The sequence below is a fragment of the Candidatus Hydrogenedentota bacterium genome (genome assembly GCA_018005585.1).
Lineage (GTDB): Bacteria > Hydrogenedentota > Hydrogenedentia > Hydrogenedentales > JAGMZX01 > JAGMZX01.
Genome location: JAGMZX010000117.1, coordinates 5,894 through 19,324, shown reverse-complemented (window position 1 = coordinate 19,324; position 13,431 = coordinate 5,894). Strand labels below are relative to the sequence as shown.

Sequence of the window (13,431 nt, the reverse complement as noted above, 5' to 3'; positions counted from 1 at the left end):
GTGAAGGTGAAGGTGAAGGTGAAGGTGAAGGTGAAGGTGAAGGTGAAGGTGAAGGTGAAGGTGAAGGTGAAGGTGAAGGTGAAGGTGAAGGTGAAGGTGAAGGTGAAGGTGAAGGTGAAGGTGAAGGAGAGTCATGCGCAGATGAGTGGCATACAGCCGACCAGGACCACAGTAATCTCGTTGAATTGACGGAATTGTTGCGGGTCATCCAGTTCTATAATTCGGGCGGGCTGCATTGTGCGGATGCCCCGGGGGCCACGGAGGACGGCTACGTTCCCGGGGCAGGCTCAAGCACGAGTTGCTGCCCGCACGATAGTGATTACGCGCCGAGCGGCCCGGATTGGCAAATCCTGCTGAGCGAGCTGCTCAGGGTCATTCAGTTCTACAACTCAGGCGGTTGTCATTATTGCCCGGCCGACGGCACGGAGGACGGGTTCTGCCCGGGACCGGCCCGGACTGCGTGAGGGGGCGCCCCCAGAGGGAAGCAAGACCTGGAGTTGCGCGCGCGGCGTGTTGCTCTTTCCGGGCAGCGGGTTATCCAATCATCTTTCGGAGCCGGTAAGAGCGTTGGAGGGCCATACCCATTTTAGCAGTTTGCGCATTGTAAGCGGATATTCTGCAAGAGGGATCCGTTCAATGAGGCTGGCGCGCAAAGCTCGAAAATATAGGTGCGGCACCACCAGGCACCGGGGCTATCAGTGGTAAATGCGTTCTAATACTGCCGGTCATGAGGTCCTTCACATAGGGGATTGAGCCGGATTTATCAGCCTTAGAATCTCGAAAAAAAATAATTCATGGATAGTCAAGAAAGCGCTTGATTTCATGAATTCGGCAGAGTACACTACGCGCGAAGGTCTAATGGGCGGCGGTCGTTGTTGAGCGCGGGGTTTAAGGAGCAGGGGGCCGCCCCTTAGTGTGATGAGTTGACGCGGTATCGTGTTGCGTGCGTCTTCTACCTACCGGTCGGTACGCGACGCGCGCTAAACGGAGGATTTTGATCGTATGGCCACCGAGACCACTCTCGAACGCGACTTGGATGCGATCCTCGCAGAGTATCCTGACGCGGGACGCGACGCGCTGATCCCGCTGTTGCAGGAGGTACAGGAAGCCCTTGGCTATTTGTCGCGCGATGCGATCCTGCGCATTGGGCAGCACTTGGGGCTGCCCGCAAGCAAGATCTACGGCGTGGCGACGTTTTACAACCAGTTCCGGTTCCAGCCCATCGGCAAGTATCACGTGCAGGTGTGCCGGGGCACGGCGTGCCACGTGAAAGGCTCGCACGGCGTGCTGGAGGACGTGAAGCAGATCCTCGGACTGCAACCGGGCCAGACGAGCCGCGACGGCCTCTTCTCGCTCGAGGTGGTGGCATGCATTGGCGCGTGCGGCCTGGCGCCGGTGATTCGAGTCAACGAGGAGTTTCACGCGGAAATGACCCCGGCAAAACTGGACCGGGTTTTCAGGGTTCTGAAAAAAGAGGCGAACGCTCATGAGTAACCACAGCGAACAAGACTGCCACTGTGAAGCTTGCCGCGCGAGCTTGTCGCGCGAGGAAATTCAGTCCTGGCTCAGCACGCCCTGCGAGGACGACCTGCCCGTAGCGTTGAAGAGCAAGGTGCGCTTCCTGCGCCGGGAGCACGTGGAACGGCCCACGATATTCCTCGGCACCGGCACGTGCGGCCTCGGCGCGGGCGCGGGCAAGACGCTGAAAGCGGTACGCGCGTGGCTCGCCCAGCAAGAGGTCGAGGCGGACATCGTCGAGGTCGGCTGCATTGGCATGTGCTCGGCGGAGCCGCTGATGGACGTGCAACTGCCGGGCCGCACGCGCGTGTCTTTCAGCAAGGTCACGGAGAAGAAAGCGGCGGACATTCTGGCCGCCGTGTTTGCCGAGACGATTCCCGCGGACGCGGTGCTGGGTCAGTTCCCGGGCAAGAACGTCAGGCCGTGGGAGAACGTGCCGCTGCTGAGCGAGCACCCGTTCTTTGCGCCTCAGACCCGGTTCGTGCTAGCCCAGTGCGGCGAGATGGACCCGGGCAGCCTCGACGAATACATCGCGCACGGCGGATACCGCGCGCTCGTGACGGCGCTGCGCGGCATGGCGCCCGAGGCCGTCTGCGACGCTGTCGAGATCAGCGGGTTGCGGGGGCGTGGCGGCGGCGGTTTCCCTACGGGCAAGAAATGGAAATTCGCGCGCGCGGCTGAGGGCGACCAAAAATACTTGATCTGCAACGCGGACGAGGGCGACCCCGGCGCGTTCATGGACCGCGCCGTCATCGAGGGCGCCCCACACCGGCTGCTCGAGGGCATGGTCCTTGCCGCGTACGCGATTGGCGCGACGAAAGCCTACGTCTATATCCGCGCCGAGTATCCGCTGGCCGTGAAGCGGCTCAAAGCGGCGATCAAGCAGGCGATGGACGCCGGCCTGCTCGGCGACAACATCCTCGGCACGGACTGCAGCCTGAAGATCGTGATCAAGATGGGCGCCGGCGCGTTCGTATGCGGCGAAGAGACGGCGTTGATTCACAGCGTCGAGGGCAAGCGCGGCATGCCGCGCCCCCGGCCGCCGTTCCCGGCGGTGAAGGGCCTTTTCGGCAAGCCGACGGTCATCAACAACGTGGAGACGCTGGCGAACATCCCGCCAATCCTCTGCATGGGCGCCGAAAAATACGCGGCCATCGGCACGAAGAACAGCAAGGGCACGAAAGTCTTCGCGTTGTCGGGCAAAGTGGCGCGCACGGGCCTCGTCGAGGTTGCGATGGGCACCACCGTGCGCCGGATCATCTTCGACATCGGCGGCGGCATCGCGAACGGCCGGGAATTCAAGGCGGTGCAGATGGGCGGGCCGTCCGGCGGCTGTATCCCGTCGCAACACCTGGATATCGAGATCGACTACGACTCGCTGAAAACCGTAGGCGCTATCATGGGTTCCGGCGGCATGGTCGTCATGGACGAAGACACGTGCATGGTCGATGTGGCGAAGTTCTTCATGGATTTCATCCAACGCGAGAGCTGCGGCAAGTGCATTCCCTGCCGCGAAGGCACGCGCCGCATGCTCGAAATCCTGCAGCGCATCACGCGCGGTTACCGCAACGAGACGGGTGTCATGGCGCTCGAGCGGTTCCAGGGCATCATGTACATGGAACGCCTGGCGAAGGTCATCAAGGATACGAGCCTGTGCGGCCTTGGCCAGACGGCGCCGAACCCCGTTCTGAGCACGCTGCGCTGGTTCCGCGACGAGTACGAAGCGCATATCTACGAACGGCGCTGCCCCGCGGGCGTATGCCAGGAACTGCGCACCTTCCGGATCAACCAGGAAAAGTGCATCGGTTGCGGCGTGTGCGCCAAGCGTTGCCCGGCGGAAGCCATCGTGGGCGAACCCAAACAGGCCCACTACATCCTGGCCGAAAAATGCATCGGGTGCGGCTCCTGCATAGCGGTGTGCCGCACGGAAGCTGTCGAGCTGTTTGCCATTGAAGATGATTTCGCCGCTGCCACGGTGTAGCGCAGGTGCGGCCGCGTCTTCTGCGAGACCGGACGTTGAGGAGTTACGTGATATGCTGAAGATCGAAATCAACAACAAGAGTTACGAAGTGACGCCGGGCCAGACGATACTGTCCGCCGCGCGATCCGCCGGCATTGAGATCCCGACCCTGTGCCACATGGAAGGCATGCTGCCCTCCGGCGCGTGCCGCATTTGCGCCGTCGAGGTGGAAGGCGCGCCGGGGCTGGTGCCCAGCTGCTCATTCCCTGTTGCCGACGGCATGAAGATTCATACCCATAGCGCGCGCGCCGTGCTTGCGCGCAAGACCATCGTCGAACTCCTGCTCGCCAACCACCCCGACGACTGTCTGTATTGCGTCCGCAACCAGGACTGCCAGCTTCAGTCCCTGGCCGCGGACCTTGGCGTGCGGCGCCGCCGTTACGTAGGCGCGCGCAGCCGCTACAAAGAGGACGTGTCGAGCGCGTCGATTATCCGCGACCCGGAGAAATGCATCCTCTGCGGCAAATGCGTCCGCGTATGCGAAGAAGTCCAGGGCGTTTCCGCGATCGACTTCGTGGGCCGCGGCAGCGCCGCGCACATCGGCACCGCGTTTGAAGAGGGGTTGAATCTGTCCAGCTGCATCAACTGCGGCCAGTGCATCGTCGTCTGCCCGACCGGCGCCCTGCGCGAACACAGCCACGTGAAGGACGTGCTCGCCGCGCTGGACGATCCCGAGCTCATGGTGGTCGCGCAGCACGCGCCCTCCGTGTCCGTCTCTCTGGGTGAGGAGTTCGGGCTGCCTCTCGGCACCGACGTCGACGGCGTTATGGTGGCGGCGCTCCGGCAGCTCGGATTCGACCGCGTGTTCGACACGTCGTTCACGGCTGACCTGACCATCATGGAGGAAGGCTCGGAGTTGGTGCACCGGATCAAGAACGGCGGCAAGCTGCCCATGATCACGAGCTGTTCGCCGGGCTGGATCAAGTTTGCCGAACAGTTCTATCCCGATTTCCTGGACAACATCTCGACGTGCAAGAGCCCGCAGCAGATGATGGGCGCCGTGATCAAGAGCTATTTTGCCGAACGCGAAGGCGTTGCGCCGGACAAGATCTTCAGCGTGTCGATCATGCCCTGTACGGCCAAGAAATTCGAGGCCGGCCGCCCCGAGATGATGCAGGGCGAAGTCGCCGATGTCGACGCCGTATTGACCACGCGCGAACTGGCGCAGATCATCCGGCTGCGCGGTCTCGAGCTCAAGGGCCTGGAACCGGAAGGTGCAGACACGCCGTTCGGCGAGCGCACCACCGCGGGCAAGATCTTCGGCGCGTCCGGCGGCGTGATGGAAGCCGCCGTGCGCAGCGCCTACTATCTGATCACGGGAGAAGAACTGAGCAACCTGGAGGTGAGCGCGGTGCGCGGTCTTGAAGGGTGCAAGCAAGCGCACGTGCAGATTGGCGGCCTGACTGTGGGCGTTGCGGTGGCCAGTGGTCTCAAGAACGCGGCCCAATTGCTCGACCAGGTGCGCGACGGGCGCTCGGACCTGCATTTCATCGAAATCATGACCTGCCCCGGCGGCTGCATCGCGGGCGGCGGCCAGCCCATAACTGGCAAGCAGGACGCCGTGGTGAAGCGCATGAAGGCGCTGTACGGCATTGACGCGACGGGAAAGGTGCGCGCGTCGCACCAGAACGAATCGGTCAAGCGACTGTATGACGAGTACCTGGGCGCTCCGCTGGGCGAGAAGAGCCACCATCTGCTGCACACCCACTACGCGAAGCGGGAGGTCACGGTGTAGCCGGAGCATGCGTGCGTGATTCAGACCGGGAACATACCACTCGTAACCACGGTGCGCGAGCGCTGTCGCGTCTGCTTCACCTGTGTGCGCGAGTGTCCCGCCAAGGCGATACGCATCCTGGACGGACAAGCGGAGGTGGTTCCGGAGCGCTGTATCGGCTGCGGCAACTGCGTGCGTGTCTGCAGCCAGAACGCGAAGCAGGTGCGCGATTGCACCGCGAACGCGCGGGGACTGCTGAAGGGCGACAAGCCGGTTGCGGCGTGCGTGGCCCCCAGCTTTCCCGCGGCGTTTGGCGAATGTGATTACCGCGAGTTCGTCGGTATGCTGCGCGCGCTTGGGTTCACGTACGTGCACGAGGTGGCCTTTGGCGCAGACCTCGTGGCAAGACAGTATCACAAGTTGTTCGAGGGGAACTCCGGCCGGCACTATATTGCCACGACCTGCCCCGCCGTGATTGCCTTCGTCGAACGCTATCACCCAGAACTCGTGCCCGCTCTTGCCCCCGTGGTCTCGCCCATGGTTGCCACGGCGCGGGTCGTGAAGGAACTCTACGGGTCTGACGTGCGCGTCGTGTTTATCGGACCATGCATCGCCAAGAAAGGCGAAATGCTCAGCGACGCGCTTCCGCGCGATGTGCACGCCACGCTCGCGTTCACCGAACTGCAGCGGATGCTTTACGAGGCGTGCATCTCTCCGGAAAAAGTCATCCCGGGTGACTTTGACCCGCCGCATGCAGGCCCCGGCACTCTGTTCCCCATTCGGGGCGGATTGCTTCAGGCCGCTGACCTGCGCGAAGACCTGATGACGGGGGAGATTGTCACCGCCGACGGGCGTGTCGCTTTCGTCGAGGCCATCCGCGAATTCCAGGCGCCGGGCCTCGGCGTTGCGCTGCTCGAAGTGCTTGCGTGCCAAGGGTGCATCTCCGGACCGGGCATCGATAACGACGTGCCTCTGTTCCGGCGCCGCGGCCGCGTCAGCCGCTATGCGCGGCAGCACGCCGAAGAACTCGACCTCGAGCAGTGGAATCGCGACATGGCCCGATTTGAGGCGCTTGACCTCTCCCGCGGCTTCAACGCGGATGACCAGCGCGTCCATACGCCGTCCGAAGAGGACATTGCGCGCACGCTGGCGCGCATGAACAAGCACGGCCCTGCGGATATGCTGAACTGCGGCGCCTGTGGCTATGAAACGTGCCGGGACCACGCGATCGCGATCCGCAGGGGGCTCGCCGAGGTTGAAATGTGCCTGCCTTCCACGATCGAGGGGCTCAAGACAGCGGTGCGCGAACTCGCGCTTTCACACGAGCAATTGGCCAAGATGCATCAGGCGCTCATGCAGTCCGAACGGCTCGCGAGTGTCGGGCAGTTGGCAGCGGGCATCGCGCACGAAATCAACAATCCCCTCGGTGTTGTGTTGATGTACACGCACATGCTCCGCCGCGAGGCTGCCGGTAATGGCAAACTTGGCGAAGACCTGAACACGATTGCGGAGCAGGCCGACCGCTGCAAGAAAATCGTGGCCGGCTTGCTGCATTTTGCGAGGCAGAACAAATTGACGCGGCAGGCGGCCGATGTGCGCGAGGTGGTGAAGTCCGGATTCGGCACTTGCCCGCCCCCCGCGGGGATCGAGGTCGGCGTCGTAGACCAGATGACGGACCCCATCGCGGAGATCGACCGGGACCAGGTCGTCCAGGTCTTGGCCAACCTGTTCAGCAACGCGTACGGCGCGATGGGCGATGCGGGGCGGCTTTCCGTCGAGCTGTCAGACACAGACTCGCACGTCGTAGTGACCGTCGGCGACACCGGGTCGGGAATTCCGGAGGAGGTTCGGGACAAGATTTTCGAGCCGTTTTTTACGACCAAGCAAATTGGAAAGGGTACCGGATTGGGTCTGGCAATAACGTATGGCATCGTGAAGATGCATTGTGGCGACATTCGCGTGACTTCCAACACCGACCCGGGCCAAGGGCCCACAGGCACGGCGTTTACCGTCACGCTGCCCAGACACTGACAGGGAAGCAGGCGTTTCGCCCGCGAGGGCGGCGCGAAAACCATAACAACCGCAACGACATAATGGTGAATGCGATGGAAAAAACAGTCAAGACGCACAATCTTCTAGTGGTGGATGATGATGAGGACTTCGTATTCCAGTTGAAGGCCCAATTCGCGGCGGCGGGCTATCACGTGCGCGCCGCGCACAATGGCAAGGCCGCTCTTGAGGCGCTTGAAGAGGCGCGGCCCGACCTGGCGATCGTGGACTTGATGATGGAAAAACCGGACGTCGGCTTCAAGTTGTGCTACGCCATCAAGAAACGGGACCAGAACATCCCGATCATCATGGTGACGTCCGTAACGAGCGAGACGGGCATCGAATTCGACGCCGCAACCAAGGAAGAGCGCTCGTGGGTCAAGGCGGACGTTCTCCTGTCCAAGCCGGTCCGCTTTGAGCAATTGCAGCGCGAGGTGGCGCGTCTGCTGAAAGGGTGACAACGTGGACGGTCTGCGCGTGCTCGTTGTCGACGACGAGTACTGGATTCGCGCCGCGGTTATGCGCGACCTCGTGAATTACAGGGTCGCCGTGCCCGACGTGGAGCAGCCGGTCATGTTCGCCGTCGACGAGGCGGATTCCGGCGAGGAGGCGCTCCAGAAGATCGAGGCGGCCACGCCCCATATTGTCCTGCTGGACATGAAGTTGCCAGGCCTCAACGGTCTCGACGTGCTCGAGCGTCTTGCCACCGCGCACCCCGACGTGCTGACCGTCATGATTACCGCCTACGCCTCTATCGAAACCGCGGTCCGCGCGACGAAGTGCGGCGCCTACGACTTCCTCGCCAAGCCTTTCACGCCGGAAGAGCTCGAAAACGTCATGCAGAAGGCAGCGCGCCACGTTGTCGTCGCGGAACGCGCACGGGCGCTTGCCAAAGAGCAGCGCCAGGTGCGCTTCCAGTTCCTTTCCGTGCTTGCCCATGAGCTCAAAGCGCCGCTCAATGCCATCGAAGGATACATCACCGCGATTGAGGAGCGGTCCGCCGGGAGCGATCAGCAGGTCTACGATGAAATGCTGCGGCGTTGCCGCGTTCGCACGAAGTTCATGCGCAAACTCATCGTCGACCTGCTGGACTTGACCCGCATCGAGTCTGGCCAGAAGAAACGCGAACTGGACCAGGTCGACCTGCTCGAAGTGGCGCGCCTGGCCCTCGAAACCTCCGCGCCGGAAGCCGTCGAGAGGGACGTGACGATTCAGCTTCGGCATTTCGAGCCCACCGCGATGCTGGCCGACCGCAACGAGATTGAGATGGTTTTCAACAACCTTGTCTCGAACGCCGTCAAGTACAACAAAAAGGGCGGCAGCGTCGCCGTCGATGTCGCCCGGAAAGGGGACGAGGTCACGGTCAGCGTGGCCGATACGGGCATCGGGATGACGGAGGAGGAGGCCGCGCGCCTTTTCGACTCTTTCGTGCGTATAAAAAACGAAAAGACGTTTGGTATATTGGGGAGCGGCTTGGGACTGGCTATTGTGAAGAAAGTCGCCGCCCTGTATAGTGGCGAAGTCTCTGTCCAGAGCGCGCCGGACGCTGGCAGCACGTTTACCGTGGTCCTTCGCGACGGAAAAGTGGAACCGTCGGACGGCGTCAGGTAGCATGGAGCAACGGATTGCCGGGCGGAAAGCGGGGAACGGTAGAGGATCGCGACAGTGGCCCAACGGAAGACCATACTTGTAATCGATGACGATCCCGACGTCCATTTCTTCTGCCGGAGCGTGCTGGAGGCGGAAGGGTATCAAGTCGAGACGGCGGCCAGCGGCGCCGCGGGCATCAAGCTGGCCGAGGAACTCTCGCCCGACCTGATAATCCTCGATATCATGATGGAGCGTATTGACACGGGCTACACCGTGGTTGAAAAAATCGGCGGCCGGTTTCCCATCCTCATCTTCTCCTCGATGCTGAATGCCTCGGATGAAGCGTTTGACCCGAGTGCGGTCGCTTACCGGGATGTGGTTCGCAAGCCCATCGACGCCCAGACCCTGCTCGCCAAAGTGCGTAAACAGCTTCCCTGACCCGACGGAGTGGCCGCAAACACGGGGGCAGGTTACCAGCGATTTAATGCATGGCCTCGTCGCGTCTGTCCGCGCAACGCGGGTGTGCATGTTGCAAAAGGGTGTGGGAGTCTGATACGCTGCAATCCCGTTAGAGAACGGGTCATGCTTCCCAATTCCTCTAACCTGTGCTTCAGGTGCTGGTATTCGTAAGTCCTTGCCAAGGAATGAGTTGCATGTTAGACTCCAAAGAATCCCGCCGTATTGTTGCCGTGGTTCCCGCCCGCTACGCCTCGACCCGATTTCCGGGCAAGATCATCGCGCCGCTGCTCGGAAAACCCGTCGTTCTGCACACGTACGAACGGGCACGTGAAGCCGCGCTGGTCGACGATGTGTTTATTGCGACGGACGCGCAGGAAGTGGTGGACGCGCTCGCGCCGTTCGGGGTGACGCCGGTGATGACGCGGGTAGACCATGCCTCGGGGACCGACCGGATCGCCGAAGTGATGGCGAACCGCCCGGCAGATATCGTCGTGAACGTACAGGGCGACGAACCGGTAATCGATCCCGCCGTGATCGACGCCACTGTGCGGCCGCTGCTCGAACAGCCCGATGAGGTCATGTCCACGGCCCGGTGTCGCATCACGCGCCCCGAAGACATCGATAACCCGAACGTGGTGAAGGTAGTCTGCGATGCGCGCGGGCGCGCGCTGTATTTCTCGCGGTGGCCCATCCCGTACATCCGTGACGCGGCGGACCGCCGCGCCGCGGGGGAATGCTACTGGCAGCATGTCGGCCTGTACGCGTACCGGCGCGACTTTCTGTTGCGGTATGCGCGCATGCCGCAGACCCCGCTGGAGAAGCTGGAGAAGCTCGAGCAGTTGCGTGTGTTGGAGAACGGCTACAAGCTGGCGGTGGTGGACACCGAGTACGAATCTATCGGCGTGGACACGCCGGAGGACTTGGAGCGGGTGCGGGCTCTGCTGAAAACCATGCAACAGGGGAGGTAAGCCATGCCGAGATACGTGTTTACGACTGGCGGGGTGGTTTCGTCGATTGGAAAGGGGGTTCTTTCGGCGAGTCTCGGGCTGCTGCTTGAAGCGCGGGGCTTCAAGGTTGCGATGATGAAACTGGACCCGTACATCAACGTGGACCCCGGCACGATGAACCCCTATGAACACGGTGAAGTCTTCGTCACGGACGACGGAGCCGAGACGGACCTCGACCTGGGCCATTACGAGCGGTTCACGCATGCCAAGTTGTCACAGAAGAGCAATGCGACGACAGGCAGCATCTATAATGCCGTGATCCAGAAAGAGCGGCGGGGCGAATACCTGGGTAAGACGGTGCAAGTCATCCCGCACATTACGGACGAGATTAAGTCTCGTATCCGGCTGCTTACCGCCGAGCCGGAGGACGACGCGGATATCGCCATCGTGGAGATTGGCGGCACGGTCGGCGACATCGAGAGCCTGCCGTTTCTAGAGGCGCTCCGGCAATTCCGGCTCGAAGTGGGCCCGCCAAACTGCTGTTTCATTCATGTCACCTTGATGCCGTTTATCGAGGCGGCGGGCGAACTGAAGACCAAGCCGACGCAACACAGTGTGCAGACGTTGCGGCAGATCGGCATCCAGCCGAACGTTATTGTGTGCAGGACGGGCAAGCACACGCTGGGCGCCGAGCAGCGGCGCAAGATCGCGCTCTTCTGCGACGTGACGCCGGAGTCGATCATCAGCGCGGAAGACATTTCGCCGTTGTACGCGATTCCGCTGAACTTCAAGAAACAGGGCCTGGACGAGGTCGTTTTGAGGCTGTTCCACATGGAAATGCCGCCAAGCGAGCTTTCGGAATGGGAGGGGATGGTAGCGCGGATGGGGCAGGCGACGGATGAAGTGCGGGTCGCGGCGGTGGGCAAGTACACGGGCCACGACGACGCGTACAAGAGCATCAACGAGGCTTTTGTCCATGCGGGTATTCACAATGATTGCAGGGTGCGGCTGCAATGGGTGGATTCGGAACGGTTCGAGAAAGGCGAGGAGCCGGAACAACTGCTGGCGGATTTCGACGGCATCCTTGTGGGGCCGGGCTTCGGGAAGCGGGGTATCGAGGGCAAGGTCAAGGCAGTACGCTACGTGCGCGAGCGGAAGAAGCCGTTTCTGGGCATCTGTCTGGGCATGCAGATAGCCGTCATCGAGATTGCCCGGGATGTGTTGGGCCTGGCCGAGGCAAATTCCACCGAGTTTGAGCCGGAGACGCCTCATCCCGTAATCTCCTTGCTGACGGAGCAACGCGGGGTGCGTGACATGGGCGGCACGATGCGGCTGGGCGCGTATCGGTGCGAATTGCCGGCGGACACGAAGGTGCGCGCGGCATACGGCGCCGACGTGATTTACGAACGGCACCGGCACCGCTACGAGTTTAACAACGAGTACCTGGAGGGCATGGTGACGCGCGCGGGCGTCGTGGTCAGCGGCATCCATGCGCGCGGAGACCACAATCTCGTCGAGATGATCGAGTTGCGCAGCCATCCTTGGTTCTGTGCCTCCCAGTTCCACCCGGAATTCAAGAGCACGCCGCTTAAGCCGCAACCGCTCTTCCGCGAGTTTGTGCGCGCGGCGCTGGAACAACGAAAGAACCGTGTTTAACCCAGAACTCCAACAACGTTTCCAACTGGCCCTTTCGTACCGCGAGAAGGCGCGCCGGCTTTGTGAATCGCTCGAGGAGACGTATCAGACGGGCGGCGTCGCTCCTTCGCGCTATGAGACCGAACATGCCGTGTACAGCGACCACCTTGCGGTAGCCGGGCGCACGGTGGAAGACCTGCGGCTGGACGAATTGCCGCAACTGACCGCGCTCGGCAAGAAACTGCAGAAACTGTTGCGCGCCCGCCAGGCGCTCGAAGCGCGCAGCAGCGGCTACTGGGCCGCGCGCCGCCTGCGCGCTCTGGACCAGCGGATTCAGCGCTGCCGGGAGGCCGTCAGCGTCTACAACACGCTGATCTCCGCCGAGGACCCCCGCGATATCGGCGGTTTCGTCGATTTGCCGGTCGACCGCTATCGCGTCGAAGCACCGCGACAGCCGGCCGAGTTCAGCCTGACCGAGTCGAACCTCAAGCTCATCGGCCTTGCTTTCGTACTGCTGGTCGTGTCCGTGATTGTGACGTTCGTTGCCTTGCGGCCCGCTTCCGGGTTGAACGTCACGGCCGCGCGGCTCGTTGGCGCGGCGGACGTGGTGGTGCTCGAATGCGCCAATGCCGGCGGCGTGCCCGTAATGCTGCACGTGCCTTGGGGCGAATCGCGGCGGCACGCCTCGAGTGCCGCGTATGGAGTGGACGTGTACGTGCGCGAGTCCGGCACGGGGGAGTTCCGGTTGTGGGCCGATTCGACCAGTGTCTGGTATTATGAGGCGCGCTCGATGCGCTTTCAGGACATGGTGGAAGTGCCGCCGCGGTTGCGCGCCGAACTTCGTCTCGACCTTTCCCAATTGCGGCGCATGCAGCCCTCGGCGGAGGCCGCAAAGGTCGTTGTCAGCACGCATGACGGCGCCCCGGTTTTCACTGCCGTCTTCGAGATGTGAAGGGAACGTCCTGCAACTGCAGGCTGCTGCCCGACCCGAACCCCGGCAGGCGCCCCGGTGACTATGGAAGGAGGTTCTTGCCGCGCCCCTGTTTTTCGCGCCGGCGCGCCAGCCGTGCGCGGCGTCTGCGCTGACCGGCGCGAACGCGCGGCAGCCAGACGCGCGGGTCGTAACCCGTTGGCAGCATGCGCATGAGAAAAGGCGCCAGGAACATGTCATTCAGTTCGTCGCAGAACGAATCGTAGAGCTGGACCAGGTTCGTCATGCGGCGTTCGTCCGTATACGTCCCGCCCAGTTCCACGGCATCCAGGTCGATGAAATAGAACGCGCGCCCGTCACCGGTGAAAATGTTCTTTCCCGACAGGTCGGCGTGATAGGCGCCCGCGGCATTCAACCCGTTCACGGCATCGGCCAAGGCAGCAAGGCACGCCTTGATCACGTCCGGCCCGGCGCCGCGGCGGATCAAGGCGCGGACGAACTCCTCCACGTTGAGCAGACCGTCGAGGTACTCCATAATCGCCGCGTTGCGGGTGATCAACCCCGCGAA

12 protein-coding genes are annotated in these 13,431 nt (G+C 62.5%); 11 read left to right on the top strand and 1 reads right to left on the bottom strand.

The annotated features are described in order from the left end of the window. The 11 genes from KA184_17370 to KA184_17320 all read left to right on the top strand — a co-directional run. A partial coding sequence (locus KA184_17370; protein MBP8131352.1) for a hypothetical protein occupies window positions 1–464 on the top strand: 464 nt, incomplete at its 5' end. Between the two features lie 538 nt (window positions 465–1,002). Next, a complete protein-coding gene (gene nuoE / locus KA184_17365) occupies window positions 1,003–1,494 on the top strand; it encodes an NADH-quinone oxidoreductase subunit NuoE (GenBank protein ID MBP8131351.1) in 492 nt (163 codons plus the stop codon). Further along, on the top strand, window positions 1,487–3,499 hold the full coding sequence (locus KA184_17360) for an NADH-quinone oxidoreductase subunit NuoF (protein MBP8131350.1): 2,013 nt from the start codon (window positions 1,487–1,489) through the stop codon (window positions 3,497–3,499). Before nuoE ends, KA184_17360 begins: the two co-directional genes overlap by 8 nt. A gap of 52 nt (window positions 3,500–3,551) precedes the next feature. After that, on the top strand, window positions 3,552–5,273 hold the full coding sequence (locus tag KA184_17355) for a [FeFe] hydrogenase, group A (GenBank protein MBP8131349.1): 1,722 nt from the start codon (window positions 3,552–3,554) through the stop codon (window positions 5,271–5,273). Window positions 5,274–5,306: 33 nt separating this feature from the next. Then, window positions 5,307–7,283: a 4Fe-4S dicluster domain-containing protein gene (locus tag KA184_17350; GenBank protein MBP8131348.1), complete on the top strand. Its 1,977-nt coding sequence runs from the start codon at window positions 5,307–5,309 to the stop codon at window positions 7,281–7,283. Window positions 7,284–7,357: 74 nt separating this feature from the next. Continuing rightward, window positions 7,358–7,759, top strand: coding sequence for a response regulator (locus tag KA184_17345; protein MBP8131347.1), 402 nt, complete (start codon window positions 7,358–7,360; stop codon window positions 7,757–7,759). Between the two features lie 4 nt (window positions 7,760–7,763). Then, window positions 7,764–8,912, top strand: coding sequence for a hybrid sensor histidine kinase/response regulator (locus tag KA184_17340; GenBank protein MBP8131346.1), 1,149 nt, complete (start codon window positions 7,764–7,766; stop codon window positions 8,910–8,912). A gap of 54 nt (window positions 8,913–8,966) precedes the next feature. Next, complete coding sequence (locus tag KA184_17335) at window positions 8,967–9,329, top strand: response regulator (GenBank protein MBP8131345.1); 363 nt, start codon at window positions 8,967–8,969, stop codon at window positions 9,327–9,329. 215 nt (window positions 9,330–9,544) lie between these two features. Then, window positions 9,545–10,318: a 3-deoxy-manno-octulosonate cytidylyltransferase gene (kdsB, locus tag KA184_17330; GenBank protein ID MBP8131344.1), complete on the top strand. Its 774-nt coding sequence runs from the start codon at window positions 9,545–9,547 to the stop codon at window positions 10,316–10,318. Window positions 10,319–10,321: 3 nt separating this feature from the next. Further along, window positions 10,322–11,953 (top strand): CTP synthase, encoded by a 1,632-nt coding sequence (locus tag KA184_17325; protein ID MBP8131343.1) that lies wholly within the window; start codon window positions 10,322–10,324, stop codon window positions 11,951–11,953. Then, on the top strand, window positions 11,946–12,884 hold the full coding sequence (locus KA184_17320; GenBank protein ID MBP8131342.1) for a hypothetical protein: 939 nt from the start codon (window positions 11,946–11,948) through the stop codon (window positions 12,882–12,884). Before KA184_17325 ends, KA184_17320 begins: the two co-directional genes overlap by 8 nt. A 61-nt stretch (window positions 12,885–12,945) precedes the next feature. Here KA184_17320 and KA184_17315 read toward each other — a convergent pair. After that, the coding region (locus KA184_17315; GenBank protein MBP8131341.1) for a hypothetical protein at window positions 12,946–13,431 on the bottom strand (486 nt) is incomplete at its 5' end.